This window comes from Enterobacter cloacae complex sp. SHL022 (assembly GCF_049237785.1).
In the GTDB taxonomy this organism is placed as follows: Bacteria; Pseudomonadota; Gammaproteobacteria; order Enterobacterales; family Enterobacteriaceae; genus Enterobacter; species Enterobacter hormaechei_C.
Map to the genome: position 1 here is coordinate 264,157 of NZ_JBMKJH010000004.1, position 21,079 is coordinate 285,235.

At 54.0% G+C, this 21,079-nt stretch carries 20 protein-coding genes; 4 read left to right on the top strand and 16 right to left on the bottom strand.

Annotation, left to right across the window (positions count from 1 at the left end; all coding sequences use genetic code 11):
• Nucleotides 1-83 precede the first annotated feature (83 nt).
• Nucleotides 84-2,261 carry an ATP-dependent DNA helicase DinG gene (gene dinG, locus ACOTZD_RS10605; protein WP_023315673.1) on the top strand — a complete coding sequence of 726 codons (2,178 nt, stop codon included), beginning with the start codon at nt 84-86 and terminating at the stop codon, nt 2,259-2,261.
• On the opposite strand, the gene ACOTZD_RS10610 is transcribed toward dinG, so the two are convergent.
• The 5 genes from ACOTZD_RS10610 to ACOTZD_RS10630 all read right to left on the bottom strand — a co-directional run bounded on the left by ACOTZD_RS10610 (nt 2,248) and on the right by ACOTZD_RS10630 (nt 7,619).
• Entirely contained in the window at nt 2,248-2,751 is a 504-nt protein-coding gene (locus ACOTZD_RS10610) for a fimbrial protein (RefSeq protein ID WP_003858483.1), read from the bottom strand. The genes dinG and ACOTZD_RS10610 overlap by 14 nt on opposite strands.
• Nucleotides 2,752-2,756: 5 nt before the next feature.
• Nucleotides 2,757-3,746, bottom strand: a complete 990-nt coding sequence (locus ACOTZD_RS10615; RefSeq protein ID WP_003858481.1) for a fimbrial protein — start codon at nt 3,744-3,746, stop codon at nt 2,757-2,759.
• Between the two features lie 22 nt (nt 3,747-3,768).
• Entirely contained in the window at nt 3,769-6,312 is a 2,544-nt protein-coding gene (locus ACOTZD_RS10620) for a fimbria/pilus outer membrane usher protein (protein ID WP_421636274.1), read from the bottom strand.
• A 26-nt stretch (nt 6,313-6,338) separates the two neighbouring features.
• A complete protein-coding gene (locus tag ACOTZD_RS10625; RefSeq protein ID WP_023324355.1) occupies nt 6,339-7,013 on the bottom strand; it encodes a fimbrial biogenesis chaperone in 675 nt (224 codons plus the stop codon).
• Between the two features lie 69 nt (nt 7,014-7,082).
• Nucleotides 7,083-7,619 carry a fimbrial protein gene (locus ACOTZD_RS10630; protein ID WP_003858476.1) on the bottom strand — a complete coding sequence of 179 codons (537 nt, stop codon included), beginning with the start codon at nt 7,617-7,619 and terminating at the stop codon, nt 7,083-7,085.
• Nucleotides 7,620-7,873: 254 nt separating this feature from the next.
• On the opposite strand from ACOTZD_RS10630, the gene ybiB reads away from it, so the two are divergent.
• Entirely contained in the window at nt 7,874-8,836 is a 963-nt protein-coding gene (gene ybiB / locus ACOTZD_RS10635) for a DNA-binding protein YbiB (RefSeq protein WP_174402016.1), read from the top strand.
• A gap of 116 nt (nt 8,837-8,952) precedes the next feature.
• On the opposite strand, the gene ybiJ is transcribed toward ybiB, so the two are convergent.
• The 3 genes from ybiJ to mcbA all read right to left on the bottom strand — a co-directional run bounded on the left by ybiJ (nt 8,953) and on the right by mcbA (nt 10,152).
• Nucleotides 8,953-9,213, bottom strand: a complete 261-nt coding sequence (gene ybiJ / locus ACOTZD_RS10640; RefSeq protein ID WP_003858474.1) for a DUF1471 family protein YbiJ — start codon at nt 9,211-9,213, stop codon at nt 8,953-8,955.
• A gap of 285 nt (nt 9,214-9,498) precedes the next feature.
• Nucleotides 9,499-9,765: a DksA/TraR family C4-type zinc finger protein gene (locus tag ACOTZD_RS10645; protein WP_174402028.1), complete on the bottom strand. Its 267-nt coding sequence runs from the start codon at nt 9,763-9,765 to the stop codon at nt 9,499-9,501.
• A 123-nt stretch (nt 9,766-9,888) separates the two neighbouring features.
• Nucleotides 9,889-10,152 carry a DUF1471 family periplasmic protein McbA gene (gene mcbA / locus ACOTZD_RS10650; RefSeq protein WP_003858470.1) on the bottom strand — a complete coding sequence of 88 codons (264 nt, stop codon included), beginning with the start codon at nt 10,150-10,152 and terminating at the stop codon, nt 9,889-9,891.
• Between the two features lie 242 nt (nt 10,153-10,394).
• Here mcbA and rlmF point away from each other — a divergent pair, with 242 nt between their 5' ends.
• Nucleotides 10,395-11,306, top strand: a complete 912-nt coding sequence (gene rlmF / locus ACOTZD_RS10655; protein ID WP_174402017.1) for a 23S rRNA (adenine(1618)-N(6))-methyltransferase RlmF — start codon at nt 10,395-10,397, stop codon at nt 11,304-11,306.
• A 43-nt stretch (nt 11,307-11,349) separates the two neighbouring features.
• Here rlmF and ybiO read toward each other — a convergent pair whose 3' ends face one another.
• The 6 genes from ybiO to rhtA all read right to left on the bottom strand — a co-directional run bounded on the left by ybiO (nt 11,350) and on the right by rhtA (nt 17,947).
• A complete protein-coding gene (gene ybiO, locus ACOTZD_RS10660; RefSeq protein WP_049126559.1) occupies nt 11,350-13,560 on the bottom strand; it encodes a mechanosensitive channel protein in 2,211 nt (736 codons plus the stop codon).
• Between the two features lie 120 nt (nt 13,561-13,680).
• Entirely contained in the window at nt 13,681-14,403 is a 723-nt protein-coding gene (glnQ, locus tag ACOTZD_RS10665; RefSeq protein ID WP_003858465.1) for a glutamine ABC transporter ATP-binding protein GlnQ, read from the bottom strand.
• Nucleotides 14,400-15,059: a glutamine ABC transporter permease GlnP gene (glnP, locus tag ACOTZD_RS10670; RefSeq protein ID WP_003858462.1), complete on the bottom strand. Its 660-nt coding sequence runs from the start codon at nt 15,057-15,059 to the stop codon at nt 14,400-14,402. The genes glnQ and glnP overlap by 4 nt, the downstream gene beginning before the upstream one ends.
• A gap of 93 nt (nt 15,060-15,152) precedes the next feature.
• Nucleotides 15,153-15,896 (bottom strand): glutamine ABC transporter substrate-binding protein GlnH, encoded by a 744-nt coding sequence (gene glnH, locus ACOTZD_RS10675; RefSeq protein WP_003858455.1) that lies wholly within the window; start codon nt 15,894-15,896, stop codon nt 15,153-15,155.
• 361 nt (nt 15,897-16,257) lie between these two features.
• Nucleotides 16,258-16,761, bottom strand: coding sequence for a DNA starvation/stationary phase protection protein Dps (gene dps / locus ACOTZD_RS10680; RefSeq protein WP_000100801.1), 504 nt, complete (start codon nt 16,759-16,761; stop codon nt 16,258-16,260).
• Nucleotides 16,762-17,059: 298 nt separating this feature from the next.
• Entirely contained in the window at nt 17,060-17,947 is an 888-nt protein-coding gene (gene rhtA, locus ACOTZD_RS10685; protein WP_022650655.1) for a threonine/homoserine exporter RhtA, read from the bottom strand.
• A 354-nt stretch (nt 17,948-18,301) separates the two neighbouring features.
• Between rhtA and ompX the strand changes: the two genes are divergently transcribed.
• Complete coding sequence (gene ompX, locus ACOTZD_RS10690; RefSeq protein WP_003858450.1) at nt 18,302-18,820, top strand: outer membrane protein OmpX; 519 nt, start codon at nt 18,302-18,304, stop codon at nt 18,818-18,820.
• A gap of 114 nt (nt 18,821-18,934) precedes the next feature.
• Here the strand turns inward: ompX and ACOTZD_RS10695 are convergent, their stop codons facing one another.
• Entirely contained in the window at nt 18,935-20,518 is a 1,584-nt protein-coding gene (locus tag ACOTZD_RS10695) for a phosphoethanolamine transferase (protein ID WP_099544280.1), read from the bottom strand.
• A gap of 269 nt (nt 20,519-20,787) precedes the next feature.
• Nucleotides 20,788-20,916 carry a manganase accumulation protein MntS gene (gene mntS, locus ACOTZD_RS10700; protein ID WP_017384915.1) on the bottom strand — a complete coding sequence of 43 codons (129 nt, stop codon included), beginning with the start codon at nt 20,914-20,916 and terminating at the stop codon, nt 20,788-20,790.
• Nucleotides 20,917-21,079: the final 163 nt, after the last annotated feature.

Consider the following 21,079-nt stretch of genomic DNA (forward strand, 5'->3'; position numbering starts at 1 on the left):
CGTAAAGCCGGGCTTTTCTTTTTGCGGCAGCGGAGAGAAAGTGCCACAATAGTGGCTGTTTATACAGTATTTCAGGTTTACCGATGGCTTTAACCGCTGCGCTGAAAGCGCAAATAGGCGCCTGGTATAAGGCGCTACAGCAGCAGATCCCCGATTTTATCCCCCGAGCGCCGCAGCGGCAGATGATTGCCGACGTGGCAAAAACGCTCGCCGGGGACGACGGGCGACATCTGGCGATTGAAGCCCCGACCGGCGTCGGGAAAACCCTGTCGTATCTCATTCCCGGCATCGCCATCGCGCGGGAGGAGGACAAAACGCTGGTGGTCAGCACCGCCAACGTGGCCTTGCAGGATCAGATCTTCAGCAAAGATTTGCCGCTGCTGCGCAAAATTATCCCCGATTTACGCTTCACCGCCGCCTTTGGTCGCGGGCGCTACGTCTGCCCGCGCAATCTGGCGGCGCTGGCCAGCAGTGAACCCGCCCAGCAGGATCTGCTCGCGTTTCTTGATGACGAGCTGACGCCAAACAACAAGGCGGAGCAGGAGCAGTGCGCAAAGCTGAAGGCCGATCTCGACAGCTACAGGTGGGACGGCCTGCGGGATCACACCAGCCAGGCGATCGGCGACGACCTGTGGCGCAGGCTCAGCACCGATAAAGCGAGCTGCCTGAACCGCAACTGTCACTACTACCGCGAATGCCCTTTCTTTGTTGCCCGGCGTGAGATTCAGGAAGCGGAGGTGGTTGTCGCCAACCATGCGCTGGTGATGGCCGCACTGGAGAGTGAAGCGGTCCTGCCGGAGCCCAAAAACCTGCTGCTGGTGCTCGATGAAGGTCATCATCTGCCCGACGTGGCGCGGGATGCGCTGGAGATGAGCGCGGAAATTACCGCCCCGTGGTTTCGCCTGCAACTGGATCTGTTCTGTAAGCTGGTGGCAACTTGCATGGAGCAGTTCCGCCCGAAAACCACGCCGCCGCTGGCGGTTCCGGAGCGGTTGAGCGAGCACTGTGAAGAGGTGTACGGCCTCATCGCCTCGCTGAATAACATTCTTAACCTGTATCTCCCCGCCACCCAGGAGGCGGAACACCGCTTTGCGATGGGGGAGTTGCCGCAGGAAGTGATGGAAATTTGTCAGCAGCTGGCGAAGCACCTTGAAAAGCTGCGCGGGCTGGCGGAGATGTTCTTAAATGATCTCAGCGAGAAAACCGGTACCCATGACGTGGTGCGCTTGCACCGCATTCTGCTGCAAATGAACCGCGCGCTGGGCATGTTTGAGGCGCAGAGCAAACTCTGGCGGCTGGCCTCAATGGCGCAGGCGTCCGGCGCGCCGGTGACAAAGTGGGCCACCCGCGAAGTGCGAGACGGGCAGGTACATCTTTTCTTCCACTGCGTGGGCATCCGCGTGGCCGATCAGCTGGAAAAGCTGATCTGGCGCAGCGTGCCGCACGTGGTAGTGACATCGGCGACCCTGCGTTCACTGAACAGCTTCTCAAGGTTGCAGGAAATGAGCGGCCTGAAAGAGAAAGCGGGGGACCGTTTTGTGGCCCTGGACTCGCCGTTCAACCACTGTGAGCAGGGCAAGCTGGTGATCCCGCGCATGAACTATGAGCCGCTTATCGATAACGAAGAGCAGCATATTGCGGAAATGGCGGCCTACTTCCGCGAGCAGGTTGAGAGTAAAAAATACCCCGGTATGCTGGTGCTGTTTGCCAGCGGCCGCGCGATGCAACGCTTCCTGGAGCACGTCACCGATCTGCGCTTGCTCCTGCTGGTGCAGGGCGATCAGCCGCGCTATCGGCTGGTGGAAACCCACCGTAAACGCATTGATAACGGCGAGCGCAGCGTGCTGGTGGGGTTACAGTCCTTTGCGGAAGGGCTTGATTTGAAAGGTGACTACCTGACGCAGGTGCATATCCACAAAATTGCCTTCCCGCCCATCGACAGCCCGGTGGTGATCACCGAAGGCGAATGGCTGAAAAGCCTGAACCGTTATCCGTTTGAAGTGCAAAGCCTGCCTGCGGCGTCGTTTAACCTTATTCAGCAGGTCGGGCGCTTGATCCGTAGCCACGGCTGCTGGGGCGAGGTGGTGATTTATGACAAACGACTGCTCACCAAAAACTACGGCCAACGGCTGCTGAATGCGCTGCCGATCTTCCCGATTGAGCAGCCAGAAGTGCCGGAGGTAAAAAAACGCCCGGCAAAACCCTCTGCCGGGCGTACAAAAAGCATCCGTGCAAAGAGGCGCGGTCCTACTGGTAAGTGAATGTCACCTGAATCACGCTGCTGAACGTCCCGGCAGTGACGGGCATTGAGGTGGCGTAGTAGCGCGCGGACAGGGGAAAGGTTGCCGTGTGGTCGCTCGGATTGATGGCGGCGTTAAAGGCGGCCTGCGGGGCAATCAGTATTTTGTCCTGCCGGTCTGCCAGCTCCAGCGCCAGCCCCTTTGCGCTGCCGATATTGGCAAATTTGGTCGGATGCACGCTGTCTGCCTGGCCATAGAAAAAGGCCGTGGCAAGCGCCAGCGTGGCAGGACAGTGCGATACTGACAGGGAAAAGTCTTTCCACTCGCCGGTATCCCCCACGTCTTTAAAACTGCCCGACACCGTCTGGCCTAAGTCCACCGTCAGGTTGCGGCTGGCGCTGTCAATGATGCAGGTATTGGCGTAAATATTTCCCGTCATCTGGATCTGAATATCGTCTGCGTGGGCCTGGGCCAGTAAGCCCATCGTCAGAAACGCGATTGTCTTTTTCATGTTGGTCACTTATAGGCGAGAGTGATGGTTGCTACGGTGTTGGCGGGGCCGGGCGTCACCACATCGTTGATCTGCTCGTAGCGAACCTGAAAGGGGATCTCCAGCGTTTCATTGGCAACGGCCTGGCTTTGAGTGTTGACGTAGGTATCAAAGGTCGCAATGCGGTCATCAAACAGCATTCTCACCCCGACGCCCGTTGCCATGCCTGTCTGCTTCGTCAGTTTGATCACCCCCTCGAATGCCGTCTCGTAGCCGTTAGCACTGGTGATTTTTAGCTCAGGCTGAACGGTTGTGTCACAGTTAACGGTGATATTAAACGTTTGAGCGGGGCTGGATAAAAAACCCACGCTCATAAAATCACTGACGGGAAAATCACCCAAATTAACGGTGAGATTTTTTGGCGAAACAGAGCAGGTGACCTGATGCAAAATGACGTTACCTGCATACGCAATATGGTTAGGGCTGCCGATCCCTTCGTGACCGAAAACGCCAATGCCAAATTCGGTCTGAGACTGCACCAGCGTGCCGGAGGTCACGGCGTCGCTTGTTTTGACCAGTTCAAGCGTGACGTCAAAGTTAAACGACTGTGTGCCATCGCCAGAAACATAGCCAACAGGCGTTCCGCGTGAATCGCACTGTACTCCGCCTGCTCCGCTGATTCGCTGACCCTGATCGTTCATCAATGCGACCCCGACACCCGGTACGCCGGATTCGTATACTCCCTTCAGCCCCGGAATTTCCGCTCCGGTACCGTAGTAACACGAGACAATTTCCAGTCCGCTGTCGATACTCTGATCGCAGTGCCCGGCAACATGAACGCTCTGCTCTGTACCCGGAATGGTTGCACCAACCGCCAGCGTCGTCGGGACAGAAATGGAGGCCATGTTAATCATTTTGGGCAGATCCGGCGTGGTACAGGTCGCCTTCGCATGCGGCATAAATAACGCGGCGGTTCCCAGAACCAGTAAGAAAAAGCACTGTTTAATCATTTGCATAATCGTTAGCCTGAACGGTGGATCAGTGACACGGCGCGGCAGCGTTAATGATGCTGGTTTTCTCTTTCTCATCCGTTAGCGCATAGTCAGCGACGCAGTGCTCGTTCGCCCCCTGTCCCCAGGAAACGTAGAGATGCCCTTGCTGCGGCAGACCAGAGAGGTAGGTCTGGCCGTCATTCCCGACAATAAATTCGCTGTCCTTATCCTCGGTGGTGACCGTTGCGCCGAAGGGCAGCGGTTTACCCTTTTGCGTAAGCGTCATCAGTACGCGGTTACCCACGCGGGTGTTAAAGCTGGCGCGCACCACGGCCCCGCGGGTTGGCGTCACGATCTGCGCCGCGTGGGTGACGTCGGCGTTGTCCGGTAGCGTTTCGGTATCCAGCGCGATGGTGTTGCGGCGATACGCGGTAACAAACGGCACGACGGTGTAGCCGCGGAAGTCGGTCTCGACGCCCGTCTGGTTCGTGATATGGGTTCCGTGCGTGCCCGGCGCTTTCACCAGCGCGATGGTGTCACCGAGCGGCTGGCTCAGGGTTATTCCGTTCGCATGGGCAACCACGCCGCCCTGCAAACCGACGTTCAGGGTCTGCTGATACTTATCCTGACTGACGCCTGCGCTCACTTCGCCATATGTCGCTTTGTAATCGGCGTTGATGCTGGTGGAGTTACCGCTGCCGATGCTGCTCAGCCCTTCCTGGATGTTCCAGTTCAGGTTGTCCTCTTTCAGCGCCGTGCCGTTCAGGCCGATGTTCTGCGTCGTGCCGTCTTTGGTGTTGTTCAGGTTGTAGGTGGCCCAGGTGTTATGCATCCAGCGGTCCAGCGGCACCGAGACGCTCAGCGAGAACTGGTTGTCGTTTGTCACCTCGTTACCGTCTTCATCGCTGTCCTGGGTGTTTTTGTTCATGCTGTAGCTGAGGCTGTAGCTCACCCCGTGCCAGCTATTGTTGTAGCTGACGCTCATCGAGGTCATGTTCTGGCTCTGACTCCAGTACGTCTCTTTCACCATGCTCAGGGTGACGGATCCCCAGCCTTCCGGCAGCGTCTGGTCGATGGTGGCTTCGGTTCGGGCGCGGCGCTGCTGCGGTGCAGACCAGTTGTCGGAGCGGGTATATGACTCCATGGTGTCGTCCAGGGTGTAAAACCCTTTGCTGTTATAGCGATAGCCCGCAAGGGTAAAGTTGGTGCCCGAACCGGCGAAATCTTTGCTGTAACGGATGCGCCATGACTGGCCCTTGCTGGACTGCTGTTTTTTCAACAGAGCTCTGGCGCGGGTTACGTCAATGGAGAACGCCCCCAGATCGCCCATGTTTTTCCCGGCGCCAATCGCCTGTGACTGATAATGGTTACTCTGCTGCACGCCGCCGTAGACCGTGAAGCCGAAGGGTAAACCGTAGATGGCGCTTCCCTGGGCAAACGGGGTCTTTTCAACGTCTTTGTCATAAGAGCGATAACGCCCGGCGGTTACGCTGTAGCGCAGGTTTTTTTCACGCTGCAATACCGGCACGGAGGCAAACGGCACCACGAAGTGGCTTTCGCTGCCGTCTGTTTCTTTCACCGTGACCCGGAGGTCGCCGCTGCTGCCGGTGGGGTAGAGGTCGTTAATCTCGAACGCACCCGGCGCGACCGTATTCTGATAAATTACGTACCCGTTCTGGCGGACCATCACCAGCGCGTTGCTGTGGGCGCTGCCGCGAATAATAGGGGCATAGCCTTTCTCGCTGTCCGGCAGCATGTCGCTGTCGGATTTTAGCTCCACGCCGGTATAGGGGACGCTGTCAAAAACGTCGGAAGGTGAGGTGCTTTGGCCCACCGTCACGTCACTTTTCATCGCCACAATATCGCGTTGCGCATAGGTATAAACGGAGGTGAATTTCTGTTCCTCCTCATGACCCGTGGTGCTGCGATTCCAGGTGGAGTAGTTACGAACGCGCCATGCCCCGATGTTGAAGCCGGGACGCAGGTTAACGTACTGGCTGCTGCTATTCTCTTCACCCTGCTGGCGCGCATGGCTCTGGCTGGCGTTGACGCTGTAATTAAGCAGGCCCGCGTTGATCCCTTCGTCAAACTCTTTCGGGTCGATGTAACCGCGAGGAACCTGACCGAGCGCCTTTTGCGGAATGCTCAGCAGCAGCTGCTGATTGCGCACGCGAAAGGTCGCGGATGCCGAAGGGATGGCGTGTAGATCGGCGCACTGACCTTCTGCCCTCAGCTGCGGATATTTTTGCGTTTTGATCCCGAGGCTCTTTAATTCGTCCAGTGTAAAACAAGGCTGGAGCGTGCTGGTGCCCTGTGGATCTTTAACTAAGTTGAAGGTCACGTCGCGGGTATCAATTTTATTGTTATTGATAAAGATCGCGACCTGATATTTACCTGGTGCCTGGCCGGGACCTTTTTCATAGACAGACAGATCGGTCTTTCCCTGCTGCGGGTTATCAATGTCCAGCAGGGCAGGGTTAAAATAATCATCAGCCAAAACCTGCTGCGCAAAGATCGCCATTGCCAGGCAACAAATAGCCATCAGCAATGACGAAAATCGGCAGGTGAACGGCTTTTTATGGCTGTACATGATGATTTTATTACCGGGTAATACGATTAATGAACGGGTTTAGACCATGTCTGACTGATGCTGCCGTAATCGGTAATAATGGAATACGCGACGGTAGAACCTCCGACGTTGCCAGGTAAAGCAAAATGCGTTTCAGTTTTCGGCACAGCCCAGGTGGCTTTTTTGACTTTCTGTCCATTCAGGGTGACGGTCTGAAAATTCATAAAGAAAGGTGTGGGATTATTCACCACTAAATCATTCCCTTCGCGATGCCATTCAAGTTTATCGGCCACATCTTCTGGTCTGCCTTTTACCGCTGACGGGCGATAGAGCAATTTAATGCGGGTATTAATGGCAATTTGCAGCGTATTTACCCCTTCGACATGCTTCGAGGACGGGATCGCTTTAATATTCAGCCAGTACAGAGATTCCCTGTCTTCCGGTAAATTTCCTCCCGTACGGACTACGCGCAGGACGTTATCCTCTTTCGCATCCAGTCGAAAAAGCGGCGGGGTGATCAGGAACGGGGCTTTGGCCTGGTTTTTACCGCCAGAATCGACCCAGGACTGCACCAGATAATCCGTGGTATCCGGGTTTGAAAGACCGAGAGATGATTCCTTTTTATCTCCCTGATAGACCAGCCGGGTGCCATTAATCACGACCCCCGCCTGTGCCGAGGCTGCTACCAGTAAAAGAATGCTCAGTAAATAACCGTGGCGCATAAAGATTTCTCAATAAAAAGATGAGATATTAATGCTCGCAAAAGCATTAATATCTCAGGATTGATAAGATCAGTTATAAATAACGGTGAAGGTTGATACAGAGTTAGCAGGGCCCGCGGTGACTGCCGCCTGGGTTTGAATATAACGCGCACCGAACTCCAGATCGTTAACCGCCGTGCCGGAGGCTAAAGGATATTGCTTCGAAGGGGTATACAGGCTGACAGGCTGCCCGGACGTGTCAACCAGCTGAATAGCCACACCGGTAGCCGCATCGGTATCGGGCGTTAACGCCAGCGCGGCATTATTATCCGCATCCGGGGTACCACCGAAGTTAATCGCTGCCGAGGTTACGGTTTCCGGACAATTGGTTAACTTAATATCAAACTTCGTTAATGTGCTGGTAGAGCCTGCGCCGGTAAATACCGTTTTAGATACTTTTCCCAACTGAACATCTAATGGATTACTTAATCCATTCACGACCTGGCAAGCAGAATCGATAATTTCTCCGGTGAAATTAATCTGCCCTTCACCGTTGGTTGCCGCAAATGCAGATGCAGAACATCCCACCGTTGCGGCGATAAACAACCCTAATGCAACCTTGTTCATAGTAAATCCCGATGTGTTTCTGGCAAAAACGTTGCCTGGACGTTTCACCGTTGACCTTTAATGACTTTTCGATGTTTATTTAATCAAAAAAAGGACAGAGACGAATCTTTTGTCCCAATCACAAATATTGCAAATAATGCTTGAGTTTATTTTTTTATCTGAAAACAGCAGGTTGATAATGATCACAAAACACTATCGGGTGCGTGTCCATCGGGCTATATTGTTAACAAGATGATGCTGTCAGGAGAAATGTCGTGGATTACCGCAAAATTATCAAAGAGGTAGGGCGTGGGAAAAACCATGCTCGCGATCTGGACCAGGAAACGGCCCGTGCGTTGTACACGCATATGCTGAATGGCGACGTGCCGGAGCTGGAAATGGGCGGCATTCTGATTGCGCTGCGCATCAAAGGGGAAGGTGAGGCGGAGATGCGGGGTTTTTATGAGGCCATGCAGTCGCAGACGATGCGTTTAACCCCGCCCGTCACGAAGCCGATGCCGATAGTGATCCCGACCTACAATGGCGCGCGTAAGCAGGCAAACCTCACGCCGCTGCTGGCTATTCTGTTGCAGAAACTCGGTTTCCCGGTGGTGGTGCATGGCGTGAGCGAAGATCCAACGCGCGTGCTGACAGAAACCATTCTGGAATTATTAGGCATCGAACCTACTCTCCATGCTGGCCAGGCGCGGGCCAAACTGGAGGGGAACCAGCCGGTCTATATTCCCGTGCGCGCGCTCTGCCCGCCGCTGGAAAAGCAGCTGGACATGCGATGGCGAATGGGAGTACGTAACAGCGCCCACACCCTGGCGAAGCTGGCGACGCCGTTTGCCGAAGACGCCGCGCTACGTCTTTCCAGCGTCTCCCATCCGGAGTACGTGACGCGGGTCGGACAATTTTTTGCCGAAATCGGCGGGCGGGCGCTGCTGATGCACGGGACGGAAGGGGAGGTTTATGCCAACCCGCAGCGTTGTCCACAGCTGATGCTGATTGAGCCTGCCGGGACGCGGGTCGTACTGGAACGTGGGGAAGAGAACTGCGATGTGATCTTGCCCGAGTCAAAAGATCCGCAGGTCACCGCGCACTGGATCGTACAGTGTCTGGCCGGAAAGGTGCCGGTTCCTCAGTCGATCAAGCTGCAAATGGCCTGCTGCCTGCTGGCGGCAGGGGAAGTGGCATCCGTGGAAGCCGGATTGCAGCGCGTGGCACAGTCGTTTTAAGCAAAAAAAAGCCCGTCCAGTGGCGGACGGGCAAACAAGGGTAACAACAACAGGGTCAATGAGGGTTGGAGCATCTCACCAGAGGGTATGGTGAGGGTGGAGCATAATTCGTTCGATTACTTGTAGATAACCGCAGTACCGCTCAGTTTGTTATTACCGTTAGTGGACGTGATGGTGTATCCACTTGCGCCGGCAGCGGCTGCTTTTTCCGCCAGTTTAGCTTCCAGACCGTCCAGCGTGGTCGCGCCTTCAGCACTCACCACCCCGATTTTGTTCAGATCCTGTGCCTGCGTAGAGGAGACTGGCTCTACGGCGAAAGCGCCGAAAGAGAGAGCGGACAGGGCAACAGCGGCAACAGCATATTTGATGGTTTTCATAGGTCAATTCTCGCAGGTTATTCTGTTAAAGGGACGATGTTCCGTCGATGTGATAAGTATCACGGTTTTTAGCGGAAGATAAAATCGAAGAGAATTGACGTGGTTGATCAAAAAAATTGAATGACAAATAACTTATTGATTATTAATAAATTCAGAAGCGGAATTGACACTTCTTGTGGATGCGCTTTACAGAAGCCATCGGAAGGGCACGATTTGCTACGCGTTTCGCTAAAAGTCGTGAGCGTAAAGTAAACGGCTGGCGCGGTTAACTTCGGTAAAGGAAAGTCAACGTAACTGGCTGTCTTTCGATCCTCTGCGATTATATCCTGAATGTATCGAATTTTTCGAATCTTTCTCCTGCTGACAGGCAATACATAGCCGTACGCCAGGAATGGCTTTACGCCGTGCCTCAGGAATCGGATCTCCGCACTCTTCGCATTCCGTCAAACTTTCGCCGCGTGGAATTTCACCGCGAGCACGCGCGACCGCATCTTCAATAGTACTGTTGATCTGTTCGTTAACGGCGTCGTCATTCGCCCAGCCGGAAGCCATCATGTTCTCCTGATCTGTTTAAGCCATTCATCTTAATATGGGGTTAAAAAACGCACAGTCAAGGCGAAGGAAGGGAATGAGAACTGCATCTGCCTGGCAGATGCAGTGTGGGAAGGAAATCGATTATTTATAGATGGTCGCGGTGCCGTACATATGGTTATCGCCACCGGCAGCGTTCACCACGAAGCCTTTAGCCCCTTCCTGACGCGCTTTTTCGGCCAGCTTGTCCTGAAGGTCATCAAGGTTGCTTGCCCGGCTGACAGAGACCGTCCCCGCCGCACGTAGCTGGCTGGTGTCGTTGCTGTCGGTCAGAGGTTGAACGGACCAGGCTGAGAAAGATGCGCCTGCCAGCGCACCCGCAATAATAAAGGTCAGATATTTTTTCATAATCACATCCTCAGGGGAAACAACAGGTGATTCCTCTTAAGTTTAGAAGCCTGACGCGTGTGATTTAGCGCAAAAATTTGATGATGATCTGCTTATTTTTTGAACGATAAATTCTGACAATTTGTTGACAGATCATAGACATACAGGTCGATGATTTTTGTCGTTTTTTTGTGCGACTCAGACAGATATTTACCCCCGCGCCGTCACAGGGTATCTTACGCGGCTGTTTAAAGGAGAATGCCATGACTTCCCAAAAGCGGGGATTGCACCCGCGTAACCGCCACCGTAGCCGCTACGACATGAAAGCCCTGTGCCTGAGCTGCCCCGAATTGCAGGATTTTATTGTTCAGACACCAGCCGGTGAACCGTCGGTAAACTTTGCCGATCCGCTGGCGGTTAAGACGCTGAACAAAGCGCTGCTGGCCCATTTTTATGGCGTTACGCACTGGGACATCCCGGATGGCTTTCTCTGCCCACCGGTGCCAGGACGTGCGGATTACGTCCATCATCTTGCCGATCTGCTGGCGGATGACAATGGCGGCGTGGTGCCAAAACAGGCCACCGTGCTTGATATCGGTACGGGCGCGAACCTGATCTACCCCCTGATAGGCGCACATGAATATCAGTGGCGGTTTACCGGTAGCGAGATCGGTGCCGAGGCCTTCGCCAGCGCGCAGGCCATTATCAACGCTAACCCGGGGTTAAGCCGGGCCGTTCGTCTGCGTCGTCAGAAGGATGCCGCTGCTATTTTCAACGGCATTATTCATAAGAACGAACAATATGATGCCACCCTGTGCAACCCGCCATTCCACGACTCCGCCGCCTCCGCTCGTGCGGGAAGTGAACGCAAGCGGCGTAACCTGGGCCAGGCTGAAGATGGCGCGCTGAACTTTGGCGGCCAGCAGCAGGAGCTGTGGTGCGAGGGCGGGGAAGTGGCATTTATTCTGCGCATGATTACCGAGAGTAAGGGCTTCGGTCGTCAGGTGAAATGGTTTACCACGCTGGTCTCCCGTGGCGATAACCTGCCGCCGCTTTACCGCGCGCTGACCGACGTCGGCGCGGTGAAAGTGGTTAAAAAAGAGATGGCGCAGGGCCAGAAGCAGAGCCGCTTTATTGCCTGGTCCTTTATGGACGATAATAAACGCCGCAAATAATCGTTTCTCGGGCCGGGTAAGGCGAAGCCGCCACCCGGCTCGTTTACAGCGTCGGCTCCTGCGGAGGGAGCGGCGAAGCGGGCGGCGACAATACCTGATACGTCTGCACCGGCGCTCTCACGTTCGCCAGATCGAAGTGTTTTTTCACCATGCTGTCGAGGGCGAAGCGCACCGTCCACTGCTTCAGCGGCTGGGTGGTGAACGACACGCGCAGGGTAAAGGCAGTGTTCGTCAGCCCGACGATGCCCGCGAACGATGGTTCACCAATCACCAGCCCGCGAATATCCTCCATCTCCATCAGTTCGTTCACCGCATCCCGCAGCGCCTGCTTCGCCTTATCTGCATCTTCGTGACGATCGACATCATAATTCGCCACCACCGAACCAATGCCGCGCACAAAGTTGGCAAAGGTGGTGATCGATGACCACGGAATAATGTGGTACGCGCCGGTATCCTGACGCACGCCGACGGAGCGAATGGACATCCTCTCGACCGTGCCGGTGAGCGGACCGATGGTCACCAGATCCCCGGTATTCATCCCGTTCTCAAACTGGATAAAAATGCCGGTGATAATATCCTTCACCAGCGTCTGAGAACCGAAGGAGATCGCCAGCCCCAGCGCACCGGCACCCGCCAGCAGCGGGGCGATATTCACGCCGATTTCCGACAGCACAATCATGATGGTGATGGTACTGATGATCACCGCCAGCGCGTTGCGGCACAGGGTTAGCAGCGTGCGGGCGCGGGCGCTCGGTAGCGGCCTGCCGTGGACATCCGACACCAGACGGTTTTCGATAAGGCTTGCCAGCAGCGTCCAGCCGACGGCGGAGAAAAACAGGATCAGCGCGATACGAATAAGAATATCAACGGTCTTTTCCCCCGCGCCGTTATGCAGCCAGTTCCAGAAATCAAACAGCCCCCACGCGTTCAGCAGCAGCATAATTGCCACGCAGACCGTCAGAATACGCGCCACCTTCAGGGATACGGTCATCCAGCCATTCACCCGCTTTTGCAGTTCCGGGTAGTTACGCTGAACCTGCGGCGACAGGGTGATCGTTTTCGACAGCCAGCGGGAAAGCAGGCCAGAGACAAAGGCCGCGATGCCGATAATCGCCAGGCTTTTGAACGTCGCCCCCATCATAAATTTCAGGCTATTGCCCGGGTCGAACAGGGAGAAGAAACAGAGCACAATAAAATAGGCGCTGGCCAGCCAGTGCCACACCAGCGCAAAGGCGCGAATAAAGAGGCTGAAAAAGGAGAGGGAGCGATCGGCCAGGTGCAGCAGGCTGTCGGTGATCGCTTTTTTATTGTGGAAGATGAGGTACAGCGCCCAGACGGTAATGCACAGCATGATCAGCACGTTCGCCAGCGCCCCGAACTGCACGTTAACCTGGTTGGAAATAATCGGCACGGCAACCAACAAGCCATAACCGATCAACCCGCTCAGCACGCTAAGCCGCACCGCCCAGTATTTGGCGCTCTGATCCGAAATGGCGAAGGGGCGAAGGTCCGGCACGCGCGGGCAGAAGATCAACCGCAGGAGGGCTTTAAAGAACTCAATCAGGGCAAACGCATTGAGGAACAGTCCCTGCTGAAACGCGATGGTTTTGTTTCCAGTATTAAGGCGGTCAGCCAGCAGCTGACCGACAAACAGCGTCAGGGCCAGCAGCAGCAAATCGATGACAAACGCCCCGGTAATCATTGCCGGAAGATGCAGCCAGCTGCTTTTATGCTGATTCTTTTTGCGTCCCCACTGTCCCATTTTCCGGTAAAGCGGCCAGACAGACAGGCGCAACAGCCAGTAAAAAATGAAGACGGCGCCAGCCAGAATAGCAAACTGGGTGGCGGCGGCGGAAAAGGTGTGAGGATTAAAAGGCTTATGTGAGGTGCCAACCAGGTTGCGATAGAGCTGGGCAAAACGCGACGACAGGGCTTCCCCGTAGCGGCGACTGATGTCGGTGACGTTTTCCAGCACCGTTTTTTCTTCTTCGGCTTCCGGCGGCGCAACAGCTGGAACCGGATCCTGAGGCGGCGTGGCGGCCACCTTCCTCAGCTGATCGATCAGCTCCTGCCGGGACGTGTCGTTCTCAAGCACGTCGGCAAGCGCGCCGTAAGCGGCTTTTTTCTTTTCAGCGTCTGGCTCTGGCGGCGCATTTTGCTGGGTGGCGGTGGCTCCGGTGGTGACGCCGGGAAGGGTTACAGCAAGTGATGGCGCGCTAAACAGGCTAAACAGTAGCAACAGGATCCACGGCACGGCGTCCTCCGACAAAAATATCGTGCAAAATGATAAGTATAGAGCGCGCGGAGCGGAGGGGAGTTTTTGGGAACAATCCGGCATAAAAAAGCCGGGCATGCCCGGCTCTGTGTGTGGTTATCAGGAGACGTGTTGCAGGAACTCCTGAAGGCGCTGGCTTGGTGGGTTCGCAATCAGCGTCTGCGGATTACCGTCTTCCGCGATGCGGCCCTTATCAATGAAGATCAGACGGGACGCCACTTTTTCGGCAAAGCCGATTTCGTGGGTAACGATGACCATCGTCATGCCTTCTTCCGCCAGATCCTGCATAACTTTCAGCACTTCGTGACGCAGCTCCGGGTCGAGTGCCGACGTTGGCTCATCGAACAGCATCATCTTTGGCTTCACCGCCAGCGCACGGGCAATGGCCACGCGCTGCTGCTGGCCGCCGGACAGCTCGGAAGGATAGTGGTGGGCACGCTCCGCCAGACCAACCTTCGCCAGCAGATCTTTTGCCAGCGCTTCCGCTGCCGCTTTGCTGGCCCCGCGCACGCGCAGAGGACCAAACATCACGTTTTCCAGCGCCGTGAGGTGCGGGAACAGGTAGAACTGCTGGAACACCATGCCCGCTTCCTGGCGGATCAGGCGCTCGTCCACTTTCGGATCGTTAACCTTCAGACCATCGACGATCAAATCGCCGCTGGTGATCTCCTCAAGCTTGTTAATGCAGCGCAGCAGGGTGGATTTACCGGAACCGGACGGCCCGATGATCACCACCACTTCGCCCTGCCTGATGTTCAAATCGATATTGTGCAACACCTGGGTTGGGCCAAAGTGCTTGGAAACGTTTTTAAATTCAATCACAGGATTTTCATCCTTCTTTCAAGACGACGCAGAACAAAGCTCAGGACAAGCGTGATAATCAGGTAGACAACGGCGACCGCACTCCAGATTTCCAGGGCGCGGAAGTTACCCGCGATGATCTCCTGGCCCTGACGGGTCAGCTCTGCCACGCCGATAACAATAAACAGCGAGGTGTCTTTGATGCTGATGATCCACTGGTTACCCAGCGGCGGCAGCATGCGGCGCAGCGCCAGCGGCAGGATCACGTGACGGATGGTTTCGCGACGGGAAAGACCTAACGCCAGGCCAGCTTCACTGAACCCTTTATGAATCGACAGCACCGCACCGCGGGTAATTTCCGCAATGTAGGCGCCGGAGTTGATCATGATGGTGACAACGGCGGCGCTGAACGGGTCGATGCGCAGGTCGGTGAAGGCCATCGGCAGGGCGAAGTAGATGAACATGACCTGCACCACAATGGGTGTGCCGCGGATCACTTCGATGAAAACCAGTGCGATGTGATTTGCAATCCAGCCACCATAGGTGCGGGCGAAACCGGCGACAAGACCGATAATCAACCCGCCAACCAGACCGAGGACCGAAATCCACAGGGTCATTTTAGCGCCTTCAAGCAAGAGTGGAATGGCAGGCCAGATGGCGCTCCAGTCAAACTGCATGATGTATTCCTGTATACCGTGGTGAAAAACGAAAAACGTAGGCCCGGTAAGCTTAAGCGCCACCGGGCGTTACAAACCTGAAGTCAGGTGAAATTATTTAGGCTCGGTACCGAACCATTTTTTGTAGATTTCGTTATAGGTGCCGTTCTCTTTCAGGGTTTTCAGCGCGCCGTTAACTTTGTTACGCAGGTCGTCGCTGCCTTTCGGGAATGCAATACCGTACTGCTGAGCTTCCAGAGAATCACCTACCGCTTTGAACTTGCCGTTACCGGCAGTTTTGATGAAGTAAAGGATGTTAGGCGTATCGTGCAGCACCGCATCCGCGCGGTTGGTGCCCAGTTCCATGTAAGCGTTGTCGATGTTCGGGAACTGACGCAGGTCTTTGGTTTTGATGTTGGCTTTCGCGTAATCAACTGAGCCAGTGCCGCTCTTCACGGCGACCACTTTACCGTCGAGATCTTTCACGCTTTTCACATCGTTGTTATCCGCTTTCACCATCACCAGCAGGCCGCTTTTGTAGTAGCCGTCAGAGAAATCGATGGCCTTTTTACGCTCTTCGGTAATGGTGATGCCTGCCAGCGCCAGGTCAACGTTTTTGGTTTGCAGTGCCGGGATAATGCCGCTGAAGTCCATTGGCTTCAGGGTGTAATCCAGTTTGAGTTCTTTTGCGACAGCGGCCCACAGATCCACGTCAAAACCAACGTATTTATCACCCTGTTTAAATTCAAACGGTACGAACGCCGTGTCCGTCGCCACAACCAGTTTGTCGGCAGCCTGCGAGGACACCGCAAACGCCAGGGTAAGTGCAGCCAGTGAAACTTTTAATACAGACTTCATAGCATTTCCTTTTATATCCACGGGGCGATCCCCTGCGAGAACCTCAGGCACAATGAAAAAATCATGCCAGTTTTACAAGCTGTTGTTTTGCAAAGGGGATGATGTCACGCATTGCACGAAAAGCGTGGCAATCCTGCCAGGTTGCACCAGAATGGAGCACCGTTTTGGTGCGCTTCGTTAAGGTCTTCTGACAGGGGGATATTTAGCGCAGAATCTGACGAAAAAACAATCTTCCGTTAACGGTTGTGTGAGGTGATTATTACATTTTATTCACTTTTGCGGCCGTTGCGGGCAAAAGTGCGCACCATAAATGTGCAAAACCCCCGCCAGGGGCGAGGGTTATTCGGAAAATCCGCAGGGATTATTCGATGTTGGACTCAATAAACCACAGGAACTGATCCAGGTCGCGTGATGCGGCAGTGAAGATATCAGCAGTATCTTCATCTTTGGCTTCGCCAATCGCTTTACGAACATCATTCGCCACAATCGCGTAGCGGTCCGCCAGCTCTTTCAGGTGATCCTGAACGGTATGGATATCCAGCGGATAGCTTTTCAATGGCGTTTTGCTGTTGATCACCTGTGTGGTACCCAGTGCCACGCCACCCAGCTGTACGGCACGTTCGGCCATGGTATCCAGGTGAGTCACCAGTGCTGTGCGGAAGCCATCCAGCATTTCATGAACGGCAATAAAGTTTGCACCGCGCATATTCCAGTGAGCCTGTTTGGTGATCAGCGAAAGATCGATGAACTGGACCACCTGGCGATTCAGCAGCTCAATGGTCGCTTTTTTATCGCTATCCGATACATCGTTACGGGTATAAAGCAGATTAGACGCTTTCGTTTTCACCAGTTTAGCGGTACTCATAATCTCATATCCTCTTGATGTTTGTGTCCCAGGTAATTACGGGACTAAGTATAGCACCGGATTTTTTCTCTGCGGTTTGGCTCTGCCTATTGGTTTAATAGTGAAAGTAAGATTGTATTATCAACTTATTGAAAAATAAGTAGTTTATTAAAGTTGATACAGATCAATCTTAATTCATTCTTCGGGAAGCCGGGAAGGTGAAATATTTTGGCAATACAAGATAGTTTGTAAGAAATTATTTGAAGTACTGACGAGGCGTATATTCTGCATGGCGGGTTAGCCATGCAGAATTTAAGGCCTAGTTGAGATCGATTTTTTGCACTTTAGGTTCCGGGCGCATGGTCAGGGTGGAGCCCATTGACGCCGCGATAATGGAACAGAGCGCCAGCGTTTGTACCAGGGTCAGGGTTTCACCGAGGAAAATCATTCCTGAGATGGCGGCCAGCGCGGGCTCCATGCTCATGAGCGTACCAAAAATGCGCGTGGGCAGGCGCGTCAGGGCGATCATCTCCAGAGAGTAGGGCAGGGCCGTAGAGAGAATGGCAACCGCCAGACCAACCGGCAGGATTGACCACTGCCATATTGAGTCTGTCGCTTGTGCCATTCCGATTGGGACAAAGATTACGGCGGCAATTAGTGAGCCTAAGGCGACCGTCGCGGGGCCGTGCTCTTCGCCCGCACGCTGGCCAGTGAGAATATACACCGCCCAGCATGCCCCCGCGCCCAGCGCCAGAGCTGCCCCTGTCAGATCGATTTGTGAAACGCTTTGCCCGAGCGGCAGCAGGAACCATAGCCCCAGCACGGCCAGTATGACCCAGATAAAATCTACCGGACGACGAGAAGAGAAGAGGGCAACCGCCAGCGGGCCGGTAAATTCAAGCGCGACCGCGATCCCCAGCGGGATAGTCTGAATAGAGAGATAGAACATGTAGTTCATCCCTCCCAGTGCCAGCCCATAAAAAAGCAGTGGCAGTCGCTGCTCCTTTTTAAACCGTAGCCGCCAGGGTTTAAAGATAACCACGAGGATCAGGGTGCCTAATGCGATACGCAGCGCCGTGACGCCGGGCGCACCAACCAGCGGAAACAGCGATTTTGCCAGCGACGCGCCGCTTTGTATGGACATCATCGCGATAAGTATGACTGCCACCGGCATCCAGACCGACGATTTACGGGGTAAACCTGGCATCCTTTCTCCTGTCAATTTATGTCAAATGAGGTAAAAGTCGCAGTGTAATGGAAATATGCTGCAACGGTTGAGCTACTGTTGAAAAAAATCCAGGGAAAATCCGTAAAATGAGAAAACGTTGATGATTTTATCGCCTGAAAGATTAGGAATAATCTGGATGAACTAAATGGCGATGACGCGCACTATTAGCATTTACAGGTGAAAATCTGGAGTTATTTGAACGAGATAGCTGGTGCTGGAAATGTTCTGTTACAGGAAAGGTCGCATTAGACATCGTGAATGACAAAGAGTTTCACAGAATTTTTTGATATATTTAAAACTTACGGACTTACTTGAAGCACATTTGAGGTGGTTATGAAAAAAATTGCATGTCTTTCAGCACTGGCAGCTGTTCTGGCTGTTTCCGCAGGTACCGCTGTAGCGGCAACTTCTACTGTAACCGGTGGTTACGCTCAGAGCGATATGCAGGGCGTGATGAACAAAACCAACGGTTTCAACCTGAAGTACCGTTACGAGCAAGACAACAACCCGCTGGGTGTGATCGGTTCTTTCACTTACACCGAGAAAGATCGTACTGAAAATGGCTCTTACAATAAAGGTCAGTACTACGGCATCACCGCGGGTCCTGCTTACCGCCTGAATGACTGGGCAAGCATCTACGGTGTTGTAGGTGTTGGCTACGGTAAATTCCAGCAGACCGAAAACCAGGGTCTGAACCGTACTGCAAGCAACAGCGACTATGGTTTCTCCTATGGCGCAGGTATGCAGTTCAACCCAATCGAAAACGTTGCTCTGGACTTCTCCTATGAGCAGAGCCGTATCCGCAACGTTGACGTTGGCACCTGGATCGCGGGCGTAGGTTACCGCTTCTAATCACTTCGGTGAGCCAGTAAAAAATCCGCCCAATGTGGCGGATTTTTTTTGTTTGTACCCTCTCCCCGTGGGAGAGGGCCAGGGTGAGCATCAGCCCGCACGAAACGGCAGAAATTACTCACTCTTAATATCGAAAATATCCGTCCCAAGATGGTTATAGTCGACTTTCTGTAACTTAAAGTTGGTAATGTAAACTGGCGGGCCCTTCTTCCCGGAGATAAACGGGTAATCATTTTTTATCTCTTTCGCCTTAATCCCCGTCCACTGTGAGAAGAATTTCAGGAAATCGTTCGCGGAACGGCGCGCTTTTATAATGCGATGCGTTTTGTCATCACTCGACAGCACCATAAACGGTACCTGGAAGTTCTGCTGGAACTTGTCATCGTGGGCCAGATACTGCACCTCTTTACCGCGCTCCTTAAACGCCAGGCCGTGGTCAGAGAAATAGACCATCGAGAAGCTGTCGCCGCTGTTGCGCAGCTGCCCGTACAGCTTGCTGAGCAGATCGTCGGTTTGCGTCATGGTGTAGAGGTAGCAGGACGTCTCTTTGGATTGCACAAACTCCGCATATTTTCCCCCGGTACGATCGCATGCCTGCGGGTGTGACCCCATCAGGTGCAGGACAATCAGCTGCGGCTGGGTGCGCTGAGTAGCAAAGACCTGCGCCGTCATTTTTAGCAACGCTTCATCTTTTGTGTTTTTATCGGCTTCGAAATCACCGCTTTTCAGGAACTGTACCTCGTCGGCACGCTTCGCGATGCTGGCGATGGCGGTATCATATTCGCCGATCTGTCCCTGGTTAGAGAACCACCATGTCTGAAAACCTGCCCGGTTGGCCAGGGTGACAAAATTATCCTGAAACTGCGGTTTTCCATCCACCACGCGGTTGAGCGTCAGACCGAGTGATTTCTGCGTCGAGCCGCTGGCCGCCACGTAGTCGGTAAACAGCGTACCGTTAACGGCGCTGGCAAACGGCGTGTTATCCCAGTGACCGCCAAACGCGCCGAGCGCATCGCGACGCGCGCTTTCTCCGATCACCACCACGTAGGTGTGATACTTCGGTTTCACCGCCAGCACGTTCCAGGTGTCTTTCATGGTGGAAAGCTCGGCCATACGTGCCTGCTCGTCGAGCACTTCCTCGTTATTCACCACCACGTCTTTGACGAAGCGAAACACCGGATACCCGGTATCTTTAAGCTTAAACACGCCGCCCCAGGCCAGATTTTGTACCGGCGCAACAAAAAACGTCACCACGCTAAAGGCCAGACACAGGCTTTCAATTTTACCCCATGCCTTTTTCCCGACGGGCTTACGGCGAACCGCAATCACGCCGAGGGCAAAAATGAAAAGGCCAACCACGTAGTTGTACCACGGAAAGATCGTCAGGATCTCTGTGGACTCTTCCATATTGGTGGAGTGGAGCGCCAGCAGGGTATTAAAGTTTGGCGCGCCATAGGCCTGGCCAAACGGGAAATAGGCGGCAGCAACCAGAGAACAGATCCCGATAAGCACCTTCTGCATGCGCGGTGCGCTTCGCCAGAGAAGGTGAAGAATACAGGTGAACCCGACGGCATAAAGCAGGCTAAAGGGGTAGCCAAGAGCAAAGTTAATCAACAGCGATTGCAAAAAATAGAATCCCGTCCACGGGCTTAAGCCCCGGCTGCGGGTAACAAGTGTATCAATCAGGGTTACGTTCATAGATCACTATCACGAAAACGCCATGTGCTCACCCTGGCGTCAAGGGTCAAAGCCTGCCGGACAGTGCGTGGAAAGGGAATGAGAGGTCCGCTTCAGCGAGCCGCAAATTGTGCAGGGCTGCAAGAAGATAGTGCGAGCGTGAATTAAGGTCAACAGTTGCTAAACAGATGTTTTGCGAAGGGGGCTGCAAATACGCAAAAATAATCGGGAACAGGCCAGCTTACAGCGAAAGTGTGACAGGAAAATGAAGCGGCGTACCGCGACGCCGCTTAGTGGGAAGAGTTGTCGTCCTGCTGGGGTTTGGCGTTAAACATATCGCACAGCATGTTCAACAGCATCAGGCGCACTTTAAAAGGAGAGTGGGTAAACACGTTCATACACCTCTTGAATTCATTCATAAGACCTCCTGATTCATGATCCCTTCGATCCGTGAAGGGTGACTGCATTACATACAGATATAGCACAGGCTATATTGTATAGCTATGGCTAATTCGTTAATTTTTTGTGCTTGTAGAGCTATGGTTTACAATGTGCGCTCCGTTACAGGGCGCTGGAAGCGTC

What these genes read in the sequence shown, in the direction of transcription:
- rlmF (WP_174402017.1), top strand. Translation starts at nt 10,395, where the DNA reads ATGACTTCCCAAAAGCGGGGATTGCACCCGCGTAACCGCCACCGTAGC.
- ACOTZD_RS10645 (WP_174402028.1), bottom strand. Translation starts at nt 9,765, where the DNA reads ATGGCTTCCGGCTGGGCGAATGACGACGCCGTTAACGAACAGATCAAC.
- ACOTZD_RS10615 (WP_003858481.1), bottom strand. Translation starts at nt 3,746, where the DNA reads ATGCAAATGATTAAACAGTGCTTTTTCTTACTGGTTCTGGGAACCGCC.
- ACOTZD_RS10620 (WP_421636274.1), bottom strand. Translation starts at nt 6,312, where the DNA reads ATGTACAGCCATAAAAAGCCGTTCACCTGCCGATTTTCGTCATTGCTG.
- ACOTZD_RS10695 (WP_099544280.1), bottom strand. Translation starts at nt 20,518, where the DNA reads ATGAACGTAACCCTGATTGATACACTTGTTACCCGCAGCCGGGGCTTA.
- rhtA (WP_022650655.1), bottom strand. Translation starts at nt 17,947, where the DNA reads ATGCCAGGTTTACCCCGTAAATCGTCGGTCTGGATGCCGGTGGCAGTC.
- ACOTZD_RS10630 (WP_003858476.1), bottom strand. Translation starts at nt 7,619, where the DNA reads ATGAACAAGGTTGCATTAGGGTTGTTTATCGCCGCAACGGTGGGATGT.
- mcbA (WP_003858470.1), bottom strand. Translation starts at nt 10,152, where the DNA reads ATGAAAAAATATCTGACCTTTATTATTGCGGGTGCGCTGGCAGGCGCA.
- mntS (WP_017384915.1), bottom strand. Translation starts at nt 20,916, where the DNA reads ATGAATGAATTCAAGAGGTGTATGAACGTGTTTACCCACTCTCCTTTT.
- dps (WP_000100801.1), bottom strand. Translation starts at nt 16,761, where the DNA reads ATGAGTACCGCTAAACTGGTGAAAACGAAAGCGTCTAATCTGCTTTAT.
- glnP (WP_003858462.1), bottom strand. Translation starts at nt 15,059, where the DNA reads ATGCAGTTTGACTGGAGCGCCATCTGGCCTGCCATTCCACTCTTGCTT.
- ybiJ (WP_003858474.1), bottom strand. Translation starts at nt 9,213, where the DNA reads ATGAAAACCATCAAATATGCTGTTGCCGCTGTTGCCCTGTCCGCTCTC.
- dinG (WP_023315673.1), top strand. Translation starts at nt 84, where the DNA reads ATGGCTTTAACCGCTGCGCTGAAAGCGCAAATAGGCGCCTGGTATAAG.
- ACOTZD_RS10625 (WP_023324355.1), bottom strand. Translation starts at nt 7,013, where the DNA reads ATGCGCCACGGTTATTTACTGAGCATTCTTTTACTGGTAGCAGCCTCG.
- ACOTZD_RS10610 (WP_003858483.1), bottom strand. Translation starts at nt 2,751, where the DNA reads ATGAAAAAGACAATCGCGTTTCTGACGATGGGCTTACTGGCCCAGGCC.
- glnH (WP_003858455.1), bottom strand. Translation starts at nt 15,896, where the DNA reads ATGAAGTCTGTATTAAAAGTTTCACTGGCTGCACTTACCCTGGCGTTT.
- ompX (WP_003858450.1), top strand. Translation starts at nt 18,302, where the DNA reads ATGAAAAAAATTGCATGTCTTTCAGCACTGGCAGCTGTTCTGGCTGTT.